Annotated in this window: 16 protein-coding genes; 12 read left to right on the forward strand and 4 right to left on the reverse strand. The window is 70.7% G+C overall.

Annotation, left to right across the window (positions count from 1 at the left end):
• Nucleotides 1-189 precede the first annotated feature (189 nt).
• The 5 genes from MUY14_RS02275 to MUY14_RS02295 all read left to right on the forward strand — a co-directional run bounded on the left by MUY14_RS02275 (nucleotide 190) and on the right by MUY14_RS02295 (nucleotide 4,009).
• The gene (locus MUY14_RS02275; RefSeq protein WP_315863277.1) at nucleotides 190-666 is read left to right on the forward strand and encodes a DUF6423 family protein; all 477 of its coding nucleotides are present in this window, start codon (nucleotides 190-192) and stop codon (nucleotides 664-666) included.
• Between the two features lie 34 nt (nucleotides 667-700).
• On the forward strand, nucleotides 701-2,029 hold the full coding sequence (locus MUY14_RS02280) for an FAD-dependent oxidoreductase (RefSeq protein ID WP_247020285.1): 1,329 nt from the start codon (nucleotides 701-703) through the stop codon (nucleotides 2,027-2,029).
• 11 nt (nucleotides 2,030-2,040) lie between these two features.
• Complete coding sequence (locus tag MUY14_RS02285) at nucleotides 2,041-2,493, forward strand: DUF6187 family protein (RefSeq protein ID WP_247020287.1); 453 nt, start codon at nucleotides 2,041-2,043, stop codon at nucleotides 2,491-2,493.
• Nucleotides 2,465-3,013 (forward strand): carboxymuconolactone decarboxylase family protein, encoded by a 549-nt coding sequence (locus tag MUY14_RS02290; protein ID WP_247020289.1) that lies wholly within the window; start codon nucleotides 2,465-2,467, stop codon nucleotides 3,011-3,013. The genes MUY14_RS02285 and MUY14_RS02290 overlap by 29 nt, the downstream gene beginning before the upstream one ends.
• Before the next feature lie 66 nt (nucleotides 3,014-3,079).
• Nucleotides 3,080-4,009 (forward strand): hypothetical protein, encoded by a 930-nt coding sequence (locus tag MUY14_RS02295; RefSeq protein WP_247020292.1) that lies wholly within the window; start codon nucleotides 3,080-3,082, stop codon nucleotides 4,007-4,009.
• Nucleotides 4,010-4,060: 51 nt separating this feature from the next.
• Here the strand turns inward: MUY14_RS02295 and MUY14_RS02300 are convergent, their stop codons facing one another.
• From MUY14_RS02300 to MUY14_RS02310, 3 genes are all read right to left on the reverse strand, one after another.
• On the reverse strand, nucleotides 4,061-5,173 hold the full coding sequence (locus MUY14_RS02300) for an epoxide hydrolase family protein (RefSeq protein ID WP_247020294.1): 1,113 nt from the start codon (nucleotides 5,171-5,173) through the stop codon (nucleotides 4,061-4,063).
• Nucleotides 5,174-5,231: 58 nt separating this feature from the next.
• Nucleotides 5,232-6,026 carry an SAM-dependent methyltransferase gene (locus MUY14_RS02305; RefSeq protein ID WP_247020296.1) on the reverse strand — a complete coding sequence of 265 codons (795 nt, stop codon included), beginning with the start codon at nucleotides 6,024-6,026 and terminating at the stop codon, nucleotides 5,232-5,234.
• A 79-nt stretch (nucleotides 6,027-6,105) separates the two neighbouring features.
• The gene (locus MUY14_RS02310; protein WP_247020298.1) at nucleotides 6,106-6,768 is read right to left on the reverse strand and encodes a DUF899 domain-containing protein; all 663 of its coding nucleotides are present in this window, start codon (nucleotides 6,766-6,768) and stop codon (nucleotides 6,106-6,108) included.
• A 465-nt stretch (nucleotides 6,769-7,233) separates the two neighbouring features.
• Here MUY14_RS02310 and tpx point away from each other — a divergent pair, with 465 nt between their 5' ends.
• The 4 genes from tpx to MUY14_RS02330 all read left to right on the forward strand — a co-directional run bounded on the left by tpx (nucleotide 7,234) and on the right by MUY14_RS02330 (nucleotide 9,990).
• Nucleotides 7,234-7,773 carry a thiol peroxidase gene (tpx, locus tag MUY14_RS02315; protein ID WP_247020300.1) on the forward strand — a complete coding sequence of 180 codons (540 nt, stop codon included), beginning with the start codon at nucleotides 7,234-7,236 and terminating at the stop codon, nucleotides 7,771-7,773.
• Nucleotides 7,774-7,881: 108 nt separating this feature from the next.
• Nucleotides 7,882-8,340 (forward strand): SgcJ/EcaC family oxidoreductase, encoded by a 459-nt coding sequence (locus MUY14_RS02320; protein ID WP_160697723.1) that lies wholly within the window; start codon nucleotides 7,882-7,884, stop codon nucleotides 8,338-8,340.
• Between the two features lie 23 nt (nucleotides 8,341-8,363).
• Nucleotides 8,364-8,819, forward strand: a complete 456-nt coding sequence (locus tag MUY14_RS02325) for an SgcJ/EcaC family oxidoreductase (protein ID WP_247020302.1) — start codon at nucleotides 8,364-8,366, stop codon at nucleotides 8,817-8,819.
• A 145-nt stretch (nucleotides 8,820-8,964) separates the two neighbouring features.
• The gene (locus MUY14_RS02330) at nucleotides 8,965-9,990 is read left to right on the forward strand and encodes a methyltransferase (RefSeq protein WP_247020304.1); all 1,026 of its coding nucleotides are present in this window, start codon (nucleotides 8,965-8,967) and stop codon (nucleotides 9,988-9,990) included.
• Between the two features lie 372 nt (nucleotides 9,991-10,362).
• Here MUY14_RS02330 and MUY14_RS02335 read toward each other — a convergent pair whose 3' ends face one another.
• A complete protein-coding gene (locus tag MUY14_RS02335; RefSeq protein WP_247020305.1) occupies nucleotides 10,363-11,889 on the reverse strand; it encodes a hypothetical protein in 1,527 nt (508 codons plus the stop codon).
• Between the two features lie 172 nt (nucleotides 11,890-12,061).
• On the opposite strand from MUY14_RS02335, the gene MUY14_RS02340 reads away from it, so the two are divergent.
• The 3 genes from MUY14_RS02340 (at nucleotide 12,062) to MUY14_RS02350 (ending at nucleotide 13,581) form a co-directional block, all read left to right on the forward strand.
• Nucleotides 12,062-12,535, forward strand: coding sequence for a hypothetical protein (locus MUY14_RS02340; RefSeq protein WP_247020308.1), 474 nt, complete (start codon nucleotides 12,062-12,064; stop codon nucleotides 12,533-12,535).
• An 87-nt stretch (nucleotides 12,536-12,622) separates the two neighbouring features.
• Complete coding sequence (locus tag MUY14_RS02345) at nucleotides 12,623-13,090, forward strand: SgcJ/EcaC family oxidoreductase (RefSeq protein WP_247020310.1); 468 nt, start codon at nucleotides 12,623-12,625, stop codon at nucleotides 13,088-13,090.
• A 29-nt stretch (nucleotides 13,091-13,119) separates the two neighbouring features.
• Nucleotides 13,120-13,581 carry an SgcJ/EcaC family oxidoreductase gene (locus MUY14_RS02350; protein WP_247020312.1) on the forward strand — a complete coding sequence of 154 codons (462 nt, stop codon included), beginning with the start codon at nucleotides 13,120-13,122 and terminating at the stop codon, nucleotides 13,579-13,581.
• Nucleotides 13,582-13,638: the final 57 nt, after the last annotated feature.

Raw genomic sequence — 13,638 nt, forward strand, 5'->3', positions numbered from 1 at the left:
CGGCCCACTATCGCCTGCCCCTGTCATGTGTTTCACACCTTGACTATGGCCCTCCCGGTATGAAACTCTTCATATGTTCGCTGGTCAGAACGTTATTTTTGGGGCGAATAACGAGGAGGCAGCACAATGTCGTCACCTGAACTGCCGGGTCTTGACGTTTCCAGCCGGGTCCGGGCGCGGGACATCCAGATGACCGGGACTGCCGATCTCGGCCGCCGGGTCCTGATGATCACCGGTGCGGTGGACACCACCGACCACGACGTCTCGGTCAGCGTCAACCTGCCCGAGCCGGGCCGGTGGCACGTGATCAAGGCGGAAACCAACCTCACCGACCAGACCTGGGTCGCCATGCAGGCGGTGATGGACGAGGACTCGACGTTCGTCGACGACGACCTGCTCATGTCGCCGCAGTTCTCGAAGAGCTTCATGACCCCGGACCAGCGCCGCCTGACGTTCTACGACGGCGAGGTGCGCCCGGGCGAAACCGTGCTCAAGGCCTATTCGATGGAGACGGGCGGGCGCAAGCCGGCGTACTTCTACTCCCGGTACAGCCCCATCCCCACCGACAGCGCCGAGCAGTCGCAGCAGACGCTGGACGAGCTGGTCGCGCACGGCATGAACCAGCGACCCGTGATCGAGCTGATCGTCCCGGTGACCGTCATCTGACGACCCACCGGGTCCCGATCGAGCTGGGGAGCACATGATCACGTTCGTGCCCGAGCCGCACCTGCTGGACTCGCCCCGTGGACGTGACTGGCCCCGGCCCCCGGTGCCGGCCCCGGTCCGCGGCACGGCGCCCGCCGCTTCGGCGGACGTCGTGGTCGTCGGCGCCGGCCCGGCCGGCGTCGCGGTGGCCTCCGCGCTGTGGCACCACGGCGTCCGCGACGTCGTCATCGCCGACCGGACCGGCCGCCCGTGCGGCCGGTTCTTCGGCCGGATCGACCGGCTGGGCCAGCGCGTCCTCCGGTCGCCGTACGAGCACCACCCCGGGGTCGAGGGCTACCGCGACTGCGAGCTGCTCGACTTCGCGCGCCTGCACTGGGGACGCCTGACCCCCACCGAGCGGCGCGAGATCCGGATGGCGCAGTCGGGCCACCGCTCGGTGGTGCCGGTGGACGTCTTCGACGCCTACTGCGACCACCTGATCGCCAGCCACCACATCGGCCGCAAGACCTGGCAGGCGCGCGTCCGCGAGATCGTGCCCGAGGGTGACGCGGTCACCGTGCGGGCCGACCGGTTCTCGGTCACCGCCCGGCACGTCGTGCTGTGCCTCGGCGAAGAACGCCGTGACGCGCCGGATTCCTGGTGGGGCGGCGGGGCCGCGCCGGCCGGGGTGTCCTATTGGGACGAATCGGTGCCGGTCGGCGGCCGCTGCCTGGCGGTGGTGGGCGCCGGGCTCACCGCGGCCCACCTGATCGCCGGCGCGCTCGCGGAAGACCGCGAGGTGCACTGGGTGGTGCGCGAAACCGGCGAGCGCTACCAGTGCGCCGACGTGAACTCCTCGTTCTTCCGCCCCGAAGGCCGGTTGCGCTTCAACCGCGTCGGCTGGCCGGAGCGCCTCGAGCTGATGGACCGGTTCCGGCGGGCGTCGATCATGTTCGAGTTCCGCCCGCTGCTCGAACGCGCGCAAGCCGAGGGCAGGCTGGTCGTCCACCGCGGCGCGGCGGTCAAGAGCATCGGCCCCGGCGTCGGCGGGACGACCGTCGTGCGCCTGTCCGGCGGCGGGCGGATCGCCGCCGACCACGTCCAGCTCGCGCTGGGCACGACCCCGTCGATCGGCGAAGGCCTGCTGCCCGATGAAGCGCTTTCCGTCCGCGACGGCTGGCCGGAGCTGGACGAACGGACCCTGGCCCACGTCCGCGCCCCGCGGGTGTCGGTGGTCGGCGCCGCGGCCGCGATGGTCCTCGGCCCGGCCGCCCGCAACATCGACGGCCACCGGGTGGCGACCACCCGCGCGGCGGCGGCGATCGCCCAGGTCCTGCAGGGTGGCGAGCTCCCGGCGCCGGCGAAGACCGCGGTCGGGGTCTGAGGAGGAACGTGATGGACGCCGGCGAAGACACCCGGTTCGCGCTGCCCGAGGTCGACGCGCCCGCGGCCACCGAGGTCGGGGTGATCCTGCTCGGCCTCGAGGCCGACCGGCTGCTCGCCGGGCTCGGCCTCGCGCGGCTCGCGGATGACCCGGCGCTGGTCACGCAGGTCGTCGACCAGGCGCGGCACGGCGTCCCGGACGCCGGCCTGCCCGGTCTCCTGGAGACGGGCAAACAGCAGTGGCGGGGCCTGCGTGCGGCGCTCGGCGAACCGCCGTCGACGTCGACGCCGGGGTCGCTGCGGCGGGAGTGGGACCGGGCGTCCGCCCGGGTCGCCGCGGCCGTTCCCGGGGCGGGCGCCGCGTCACTGGCCTACCTGACGGCGTGCGTGCTCCGCCGCGCCGACGTCGACCGGATCGCGGATCGAAAGGACACCGATGTCGTACTTGAAGTCCCTGCCGGCTGAGACCACGCTGCTGCAGGTCTTCCAAGCCAACCCCGAACCCGCCCGGCACCTGCTGGCCTTCCACGAGGTGCTGCTGCGCGGCGATTCGCCGTTCACGCCGGGGGAGCGGGAGCTGATCGCCGCCTACGTCTCCGGCATCAACGAATGCGGGTACTGCCACGGCATCCACACCGTGACGGCCGAAGCCTTCGGCGTCGCTCCGGGCGTCCTGATCGCGGCGCTCGCCGACCTGGACACCGCGCCGGTCGAGGACCGCATGAAGCCGGTGCTCGCCTACGTCGGGAAGCTGACGCGGTCGCCGTCCCGGATGACCGACGCCGACGCCGAAGCGGTGTTCGCCGCGGGCTGGGACGAGCGCGCGCTGCACGACGCCGTGCTGGTCTGCGCGCTGTTCAACTTCATGAACCGCATGGTCGACGGCCTCGGCATCCACGCCGACGACGAGTACAAGTCGCTTTCGGGCGAGCGCCTCAAGCACAGCGGCTACGCGGGCCTGGCGAAGTTCCTGCCCGAAACCTGATCCCGGCCGGGCCGCCCGGAATTGTGCTTAGCTGTACTGGACAGCACTTTTCCCGGGGGGTTTCCGATGAGAGTTCGTCATGGCTTCACCGCGCTCGTGGCCGTCGGGGTGGTGGTGTTCGGCGCGGTACCGGCCCAGGCGAGTACCGCGCTCGCCGAGCCGACCGTGACTTCGGCCGAGTACCCCGACGACGGCGCCTGGCACCCCGGCGCCGGCCTGCCGGGCTCGTTCACCTTCGACGCCGGCGGCGACGCCGCGGTCGTCGGGTTCTCCTACGGGACCGCCGATCCGGCGGGCACCTTCGTGCCGGCGGACCACCCCGGCGGGACGGCGACGGTCTCCTACACGCCGCAGGCGTCCGGCCCCGACGCCCTCTACGTCGCGAGCGTCGACAGCGCGGGCAACCGGTCGCCTCAGCACGTCCACCACTTCTACGTGGCGTCGACCGAACCCGGGGTCGCCCTGCCCCGGGAAACCGGTGTCGGCATCCCCGCGGAGGTCCGCTTCTCACCCGGCATCGCCGATGTCGTCTCCTACACCTACCTGATCGACAACGGGCCCGAGACCACCGTCGCGGCCTCGGCCGACGGAACGGCGACCACGAACATCGTCACGGCGAATCCGGGCTCGCACCGGCTCAAGGTGTGGAGCACCACCGGCACGGGCCTGACGTCCGGCACCGCGAGCAGGCCCTACACGGCCAGTGAAGCGCCCCTGGTGGCGAGCGCCGACTACCCGGACTTCGTGGGCAGCGGCGGCCCCGGCGTCGCCGGCGTCTTCACCTTGACGCCCCGGACGCCGGGCGTCGTCGAGTACGTCTACTACTTCTACGAGGATTGGGACAACCCGACCGTGGTCCCGGCGGGTCCCGACGGCCGGGCGAGCTTCACCTTCACCCCGGCCGCTTCCGGGTTCTACCCCATGCAGGTCTACAGCCGGACGGCCGACGGCAAGCAGTCGAACGTCGGTCGCGACTACTCCATCGTCGTGAACTGAACCGGGGACGCCTTCGGCGCGCAGCGAGCGCGCCGAAGGCGTCCTCCCGGCTCAAGCCAGTTCGGCGAAGAACTCCGTGATGTCGCGTCCCAGTGACTCCGGCGCCTCGATGGCCGGGTAGTGCCCGCCGCGCTCCATCACCGTGTAGCGGCGCAGGTCGAACCGGCTCTCCACCCACTTCCGCGGCACCGCCGCGGGTTCGCGCGGGTAGGCCGCGACGGCGGTCGGCACGTTGAACAGCGGCTGCGCGTCGCTCTTCGGCGTCCACGGCTTCTGGAAGCTCTCCGCGTACAGCCGCGCGGTGCTGCCCATCGAATTCGTGAACCAGAACAGCGAAAGCGTCGTGAGCACGCGCTCGCGCGGGTACCCGGTTTCGAAGTCGCCGTCGTGGTCGGTCCAGTCGTGCAGCTTCTCGACCAGCCACGCCGCGGTCGCCGCCGGCGAGTCGCCGATGTAGGCGATGCTCTGCGGCCGGGTCGTGTGCAGCACGAAGTAGCCGTTGCTGTAGCGCGCCCACGCCGTGTTCGCCGCGCGCCGCGCCTTCTCGTCGGCCGCCCAGAGCTCCTCGGGGATCGGGCCCTCGAGGCTGAACGGCATCGTCGTGTGCAGCCCGACGACCGACTCCGGGTGGTGGTGGGCCAGGTGCTGGCCGATGATCGCGCCCCAGTCGGAGCCGTAGATGCCGTAGCGCTCGTGACCCAGCACCTCGGTCATCAGCCGGTGGTACATGGCGGCGGTTTCGGCGTACCCGATGCCCGGCCGGGCCAGCGGCGTCGAAAAGCCGTAGCCCGGCAGGTCCGCCACCACGACCTCGTGGCCGGCCAGGTGCGGCAGCACGTCCTTGAAGTCCCAGAACGTCCACGGCCAGCCGCCGATCAGCAGCAGCGGCACCTTCCCGTCGCCGGGGACGTGCAGGTAGTGCACCGGCTGACCGTCCAGCTCGACGCGGTAGTGCGCGTGGGCGTTCATCTCCGCCTCGTGCGCGCGCCAGTCGTAGGTGTCCCGCCAGTCGGTCAGCAGCCCGGCCAGGTAGTCCTGGTTGGTCCCGTACTCCCAGCCGTCGTTGGCCAGGTCGCCGGGCAGGCGCGTGCGCGCGAGGCGCTCGCGCAGGTCCTGGATGTCCTCGTCGGGCACGGCGATGCGGAACGGTTCCGGTTTCGGCAAGGGATTCGTCCTTCGTTCGTGGTGACCACGGCCGCGGACCCGGCCGCGGGGGCGGTGGTCAGCCCAGCCGGCCGAGGCCGCCGTACATCCGGCGGGTGGTGTCGCCTTCGCGGCGCCAGTGCCCGGTCGGCACCAGGCCGGGCGCCTGCAGCGTGAAGCCGCTGAACAGCGCTTCGATTTCGGCGCGGGTCCGGAACACCATCGGCGACGTCGCGTTGCGGTAGATCGCGCGCATGGTGTCCTGCTCGTCGTCCGGCGACTCGTCGGCGTTGAGGTGCGAGAGCGCGAGGAACGACCCCGGCGCCAGCCGCTCCCGGAACGTGCGGACGATGCCGTGCGGGTCGTCTTCGTCGGTGATGAAGTGGAAGACGGCGACGCACAGCAGCGCGACCGGCTGCGTGAAGTCGATGAGGTCCGCCAGCTCCGGGTTGTCCACAATGGACAACGGGTCGCGCAGGTCCGCGGTCAGCAGCCGGGTGATCTTCTGCTCCTCTTCGGTGAGCAGGGTCTTCCCGTGGGTGGCGACCACCGGGTCCAGGTCCACGTAGGCGACCCGGGCGTCCGGGATGGACCGGCGGGCGATCTGGTGGGTGTTCTCCATGCTGGGCAGCCCGGCCCCGACGTCGATGAACTGGCGCACGCCGTGCTCGGCGGCGAGGTGGTGCACCACCCGGCCGAGGAAGCGGCGGTTCTCCCAGACGACGTCCTTGGTGAGCACCTCACCGACCTGGTCGATGACGGCGTCCCCGGCTTCCCGGTCGACCGGGAAGTTGTTGTCCCCGTGGAGGAAGTAGTCGTACATCCGCGCCGGCGACGGCTTCTCCGCCGCCACGGCGTCTTCTGCTCCCGGCATCACTGGCCTCCCGCACGTCGGTCCCGGCCGCGAGCCTAAGCCGCGCCGGGACCGCGGTCGCCTTCGTGCGTGCGCTGGTTCAGCGCTGCGGGTACTCGTCGCGCAGCCGGAGCCAGCCCATGGTGGAGGTCTGTGGCCAGCCCTCCGGCGAGTCCTCCCAGACCTCCTGGCGCCCGTACGGGGTGAGGTCGAGCAGGTTGAAGTCGAGGCGGAGGCGGTCGGTGCCGCGCCCGTTGGTGAACCAGGTCCGGAAGACCTCGTCGCCGTCGCGCAGCAGCACGCTCACGCCGAAGCTGCCGCCGGTGCCCATGTCTTCGTTGAACGTGCTGCCGTAGCTCGAGTACCACGGGATCTGCCAGCCGAACCGCTGCCGCAGCGGCTCGAGTTCTTCCTGCGGCGCCACGGACTCGAGGATCAGCCGCACCCCGCGGGGAGCCAGGTGCGCCCACGGCGAGAGGTTGTCGGTCAGCGACGCGCAGCCGACGCAGAGGTGGTCGCTGCCCGGCTGCTTCATGTAGTGGTAGATGATCAGCTGGTTGTGGCCGTCAAACAGCGAAACGAGATCACCGGTTTCGCCGTCGGGGCCGGTGAAGACGTAGCCGTCCTTCAGGCGGACCATCGGCAGCCGCCGCCGCTGCGCGGCGAGGTCGTCCAGCGCGTGGGTGAGCTCCTTTTCCTTGACGAGGAGCTTGTCGCGCTCGGCCTGCCATTCCTCCGCCGAGACGACGGGCGGGCGATTCATGGGGTGGTCCTTTCCTTCGGCGGTGGGGAAACCGACCGTAGCAGCGGTTTCGGACGGGGGACATCGGTTGCCGGTGGGAGCGCACGGGAGAAGACGCCGGTCGCTCTTGTGGGTGACAAACTGGAGTTTTTCCTTTCGGAGGCGGGTGTCCGAGCGTCGCGAATGACTCATTCGGGACGCTGGAGGTCGCGAATGAGTCATTCGCGACCTTCGTGCGGACCCGCCGGTCAGGCCGGCCGTAGTCGGCGGCGGAGTGTCGTGGTCGTTCGCGTGGCGTGGTGCGGGTGGACAGCGATGCTGTGAACGACTCTTTCATGTCGCCGGACGACGTGAACGACTCTTTCATGACGTCCGGGGCCGGCGCGCGAAGCCCGAGCGGAATCCGGCAGCCGAGGAGAGGCGCGCGGGCCGGCGGAGCCGGAAACTGGGGCCTCGACCCGTACCCAGCCGAAAGTGGTCATGTCCATGAACGCGATTCCCGAACGCACCGGCGTCACGACCTTCCGCGGCCGTCCGGTCACCCTGCTCGGGCCGGCCGTCGGCGTCGGCGACCAGGCTCCGGACTTCACCCTCGCGGCGCCGGACATGTCGCCGCTCGCGTCCGCCTCCCTCGCCGGGCGGGTGCGGATCGTCTCGGTCGTGCCGTCGCTCGAGACGCCCGTCTGCGACCTGCAGACCCGCCGGTTCACCGAAGAGGTCACCGGGCTCGGCGACGTCTCCGTGCTCACCGTTTCCGTCGACCTGCCCTTCGCGCAGGCGCGCTGGTGCGGGGCCGCCGGGATCGAGGGCGCGCTGGTCGGCTCCGACCACCGCGACCTCTCCTTCGGCACCGCCTACGGCGTCGTGATCAAGGAATTCCGGCTGCTCGCGCGCGCCGTTTTCGTGATCGACGCGAACGACACCGTCGTGCACGCCGAATACGTGCCGGAAATCGGGGAGCACCCCGACTACGACGCCGTCATCGCCGCCGCCAAGGCCGCCGAATCCGCGCGGCTCGCCGCGTAGGGACGACAAGCACGAATGAAGGCGCCCGCGCGGAACCGGGTGCCCACCATGGTAACCGGGGTTTGCTGTGCCGAACCCGGCAGAGATCCGTGACGACAAGGGGCCGGAATGACGACCACCGAACAATCCCGTTTGGACGCGTACTACGGAGAGTTCACCAGCGACAAGGAGAAGGAGGTGCTCCAGGTTCCGCTGCGGCTGGTGGCGGCGTGGGCGAAGAACGACGCCGACGGTGTCGCCGACGTCTTCCTGGAGGACGGCCTCCTGCTGCTGCCCGGTGACGTGTACAAGGAAGGCCGCGAAGAGATCCGCATCTTCATGAAGGCCGCCTACGCCGGGCCGTTCAAGAACAGCGGGGTCACCGGGCAGCCGGTCGACCTGCGCTTCGTGACCGACGACGTCGCGCTGATCCGCACGCACGGCGGCATCCTGGCCGAGGGCGAGACCGAGATCGCGCCCGAGCTGGCCGTCCGCTCGACCTGGATCACCGTCAAGCGCGACGGGACCTGGTACCTCGCCGGCTACCAGAACAGCCCGCGCGGCGAAGGCGCCACCCTCCGCTGGTAACCCCCATCTTCGAGGAGACACCGATGACTTCCAAGGCTTCCGACCTGGTCGCCAAGGCCAAGCAGTGGGCCGGCTACTACGGCGACTTCCCGAACGGCGAGGAGGGCGCGATCTTCACCGTTCCGCTGCGCCTGCGCGCCGCCTGGGACGCCGGTGACGCCGACGCGCTCGCCGACCTGTTCACCGTCGACGGCAGCATGCTGATCGGTGACGAGCAGCTGCGCGGCCGCGAGGCGATCCGCGCCTACCTGACCGAGCAGTTCGCGGGCGCGTACCGCGGCAGCCGCGTCGCCGACGAGCCGGTGCAGGTCAAGTTCCTGGCCGACGGCGTCGCGCTCGCCATCACCAAGGGCGGCTTCATCAACCAGGGCGAGACCGAGATCGCGCCGGAGAACGAGAACCGGGCCACCTGGGTCGTGCGCAAGGAGGGTGGCGACTACAAGCTCGTCTCCCACCAGACCAGCCCGATCCGCGGCTGAGCCCGTCGCGGTGCGAAGGCCACCCCCGCGCGGGGTGGCCTTCGCGCGTGCACCGTCCACAGTGGTCGGGCACGGGAGAAGTCGACGCCGGGCGCGGGACGCCGCCACGATGGGTGGCCACAGGCGACGAGCGGAAGGTGATCCCGTGGACAGCAAACCCGCAAGACTCTCCGATCAGGAACAGGCCGGTATCCGCCTGTTCGAGGAGACGCTGGGCTACGTCTATTCCGCGGCGTTGCGCGCCGCGGCCGCCGTGGGCGTCGCCGACCACCTGGCCGACGGCCCGAAGTCGGTCGTCGAGCTGGCGCAGGCCACCGGGGCCCACGCGGACAACCTGAACCGCGTCCTGCGGGCGCTCGCCATGCGCGGGGTTTTCCACGAGGACGAGCAGGGGCGCTTCGAGCTGACCCCCGAGGCCGAGCTGCTGCGCTCGGACGTGCCGGGCTCGCTGCGGTCCGCGGTGCTGACGTTCACCGACAAGACGTTCTGGAACTCGCACGGCGAGCTGGCCCACAGCGTCGAGCACGGCGACGCGTCCTTCGACAAGGTGTTCGGCACGACGTTCTTCGACTACTTCCGGGACGTCGAGTCGCCGGAGACGTTCTACTCGGGCATGCAGTCGAAGTCCGACTCGGAAAACGCTTCCATCATCCGCAACCTGAAGTTCCCGGCCGGCGCGACCGTCGTCGACGTCGGCGGCGGGTACGGCGGGCTGCTGCTCGAAGCGCTGCGCGCGGACGACAGCCTCTACGGCCTCCTGATGGACCTGGGCGACCACGTCGTGTCCGGCCACCGCCTCGGCGAGCTGGGCGACGACGAACGCTGGGAGCTCGTCACCGGCGACTTCTTCGAGGAGTGCCCGCCGGCCGACGTGTACCTGCTCAAGCACATCATCCACGACTGGAACGACGAGCAGTGCGTCCGCATCCTGCGCAACTGCCGCCGCGCGATGCGCCCGGGCGGCCGCATCGTGGTGCTGGACACGGTGATCCCGCCGCGCAACGAACCGCACCTGGGCAAGCTGTTCGACATCATGGTCATGTCGATCCTGCCGGGTCGCGAGCGGACCGAGGAGGAGTTCCGGGCGCTGTTCGCGAAGGCTGAGCTGGAGTTGACCCGGGTGCTGGACACGGGGTTCGCGGTGTCGGTGGTGGAGGCTGTCGCTCGTTGAGTGCTTGGGGTGGAGGGCCTCGCTCGCGGTTGGCGGGCGGGGCCTTTTCTTTGTGCGGCCTGGTCTTCGGAGAGACTTAGCAGCTGCTCGGGCGCGGCCTTGAGGCGCAGGGGTTCCGGGCACCCTTCGCGAAGGCTGGGCTGGAGCTGACCCGCGTCCTGGACACCGGGTTCGCGGTGTCGGTGGTGGAGGCCGTGGCTCGTTGAGTGCTTGGGGTGGAGGGCCTCGCTCGCGGTTGGCGGGCGGGGCCTTTTCTTTATGCGGGCTGGTCTTCGAGGAGCTAGCAGCTGCTTGAGCGCGGGGTGGCGGGGGTCGTTTGCGAAGGCTGAGTTGAAGAGGGCCCCACCCGCGCTAGGCGACCGGGGCCCTTTTTTATGCAGCCCGCTCTTCCGAAATCTCCAGCAGCTGCCCGAGCGCGGCACCCTCCCGGTGCAGCCGGCGGCAGATCTCGTTGATCCGCTCCGGCAGCCCGAGCACCTGCCCGGCCGTGAGCAGCCCGTGGGCCAGGAACCAGCCCGCCTGCGCCTCGACCTCCTCGAGGCAGTGCAGCTCGTACAGGTCCGACGGCAGCTCGCCGGAGAGGACTTCCGCCGTCACGCGGGCGGAGTGGGCCGCGGTGAAGCGCAGGGCCAGTTCGGACCGCGCGTTCCAGCCGGCGAACGTCCCGTCCAGCCCGGTCGTCAGTTCCTCGTGCAGCAGCCGCTCCCGGTGCCCGAAGAGCGTCACCCACTTGTCGGCGCCCGGGGCGGCCGCGGGCGGGGTGTAGTCCTGGCCCGCCGCCATCGTCCAGGCCGCGTCCAGCCGGATCAGCCGGTTGTCGCCGCCGGCGGACTGGAATGCCAGCGTCAGGCCCTGGTAGCCGATGAGGCGGTGCTCGGAGAAGAAGCCGGCCGTGCCGCTCGCCGAACGGGCGCGGTTGACGGCGTCGTCGGCCAGCGACGTGACCGCGACCTTCGTCAGCCCCAGCTCGCGGTGCACGCCGGGTGGTGCGCCGAAGGACCAGTAGCGGCCGGTTTCGCGCCGGGCGAGCGTCGTCGCCGCCAGTGCCGACGCCAGCGCGCCGAACAGCAGGCGCTGCTGGTTGAGGTGCTCGATCGCCGGGATCTCGCCGGCCAGCCGGTCGAGCGTGCCGCGGTGGCTCGCGCGTTCGAGGGCGAGGGACACGCTCGCGCGCGCGACCGCGGCCAGGCCGACGGTGATCGCGCCCCAGCCGAAGCGGCCCATGCTCATCGTGCGCCGGCCGCGGGCACCGGTGTCGGCCAGCGGGTCGTGGAACTCGCCCGCGGAGGTGATCGACGCGCCGTCCCGCAGCCAGCGCCGGTAGGGCACCCGGACGCCGTCGAAGCGGACCGTCGCGTAGTCCAGGGGCAGCAACGCGGTCGGCGGGCACGGCTCGATCGTGACGCCCGGGCACGGCCCACGCTCGTCGCGCACCGGCACCAGGAACAGCGCGGTGCCGTGCTCCGTGCCACCGGTGATCAGCCGGGCGCTGACGACGGCGAGCGTCGCGAACCCGGCCGGGCCGAAGGTGGCGGGGTACTTCGCCGCGCCGGGTACCGGGCTCGACAGCACGAACTCCCGCGTCGCCGGGTCGAAGACGGCCTCGGTGTGCGTGCGGGAGTTGCTGTTGGCGTGGCCCAGTTCGGCGAGCAGCGCGGCGCCGGTCCAGCGTCCGGAGACGAGGCCGGCCACGTCCTCTTCGGCCGCACCCTGGTCGAGCGCGGCGCCGGTGGCCATGCAGTGGTGCAGGAACAGCAGGAAGAACCGGCCCGGGTCGGCCACCGCGGCCGACTCCAGCAGCGACCGCAGGCGCGGGTGGTCGTGCAGCAGGGGCCGGTCGGCGGCGAGCGCGGCCCGCAGGCGCGCGTCCGGCGGCTCCTCGGTTCGCAGGGGAATCATGTCCGCCCTTTCCGCGGGCCGGGTCCACTCCACTGTCGCACGGTAGTCAGGGCTCGCACAGCGCTCTACTCCGAGGGTGCCCTCTGGGTTTCGGGCTTCGCCGGAAAGTGGCAACGCCTGCCGGGCGGTGCCATTCTCGGTCGTTCCACACCTACTCTCCACAGGAGTGACCGTGAATTCGGAAACCACGCTGACCAGAGAACTGTACGACGGGTTGCAACTCGTCGAGTTCGACCGCTGGGACGCCATCATCGCCGACGACGTGCTGATCAACAGCCCGGCCCAGTTCGGGCAGATCGGCCTGGGGGCGCTGAAGGAATGGGCGAAGTGGTTCGTGCGCCTCGGCAAGCGCATAGACCTCGTCGACGAGCACCTCGCACTGGACGACCAGGGGAACGGGCGGGGATTCATCGTCTTCAACCTGCACTGGAAACACGACGAGCCGTTCTTCCACATCGGGCCGACCGGCCGGGAGGGAACGTCCGTGGAAACAATTGTGCTGAAGATCGAGAATCACCGCATTTCGCAGATCGACGTCGCGAGCAACACCGTCGACCTCGTCCTCTACCTGACGCAGCGCGGCTGGCCCTACCCGCACAACGTGCGCCCGGAGCCGCTCGTCGCCGGGCTCGACCGGAGCGCGTGACTTAGCGGCAATGCAGAAGGCGCCGGGTCACGGGGTGGCCGCCGATGATGGACGGGACCCGTCCGCTGAGGCTAAGAGGAGGACCCGGTGTCCGCTGAAGTCGACGCGTCGTCCGCGTTGGACGACTACTACGGCCCGTTCACGAGCGAGCGGGAAAAGGAAGTGCTGGGCGTCCCGCTGCGGCTCGTCGAAGCCTGGGCGCGCAACGACGTCGACGCGGTCGTCGACGTCTTCACCAAGGACGGCACCCTGATCCTGCCGGGTGACGTCTACAAGGTCGGCCGCGACGAGATCCGCCCGTTCCTGGCGGCCGCGTTCGCCGGCCCGTTCAAGGACTCGCGCATCACCGGCAAGCCGGTGGACCTGCGGCTGGTCAACGACTCCGTCGCGCTGATCCGCACCCACGGCGGCATCCTGGCGCCGGGGGAGACCGAGATCTCGCCGGAGCTGGCCGTCCGCTCGACCTGGACGGTCAAGAAGGAAGAAGACGGCGTGTGGTACCTCGCCGGCTACCAGAACAGCCCGCGCGGCACCGGCGCGACCCTCCGCTGGTGACCACCCCGAACACCGACGAAGGAGCCGCAATGCCCGCCACCGCAACGGAGATCCTCGCCTCGTACGGGGTCGAGGAGGACACGGACTTCTACCGGGAGTTCACCGACCCCCGGGACCGCGCCGCGCTGACCGTGCCGCTGCGCATCACGCACGCGTGGAAGACCAACGACGCCGACGAGTTCGCCGGGGTCTTCACCGAGAACGGCAGCCTGCTCATGCAGGACCAGCAGCTGACGAGCCGGGAGCAGATCCGCGCCTACATGCAGGCGGGCTTCGACGGCCCGCTGGCCGGCGCGCACGTCAAGGGCTGGCCGCTGCAGGTGACGTTCCTGGCCGAGGACACCGCCATGGTGATCACCCAGGGCGGCATCATCCTCGACGGCGAGACCGAAACCGCGCCGGAGCGCCAGATCCGCGCCACCTGGATCGTGGTGGAGCGGGACGGCGAGTGGTCGCTCCTGTCGCACCAGAGCAGCCCGGTCCGGGGCTGAGCACCGTCGCCCGGCGGCGTGCTCCGCAATCGCGGAGGTGCGCCGCCGGAGCGGGTA

The organism is Amycolatopsis sp. FBCC-B4732, assembly GCF_023008405.1.
Taxonomy (GTDB): Bacteria; Actinomycetota; Actinomycetes; order Mycobacteriales; family Pseudonocardiaceae; genus Amycolatopsis; species Amycolatopsis pretoriensis_A.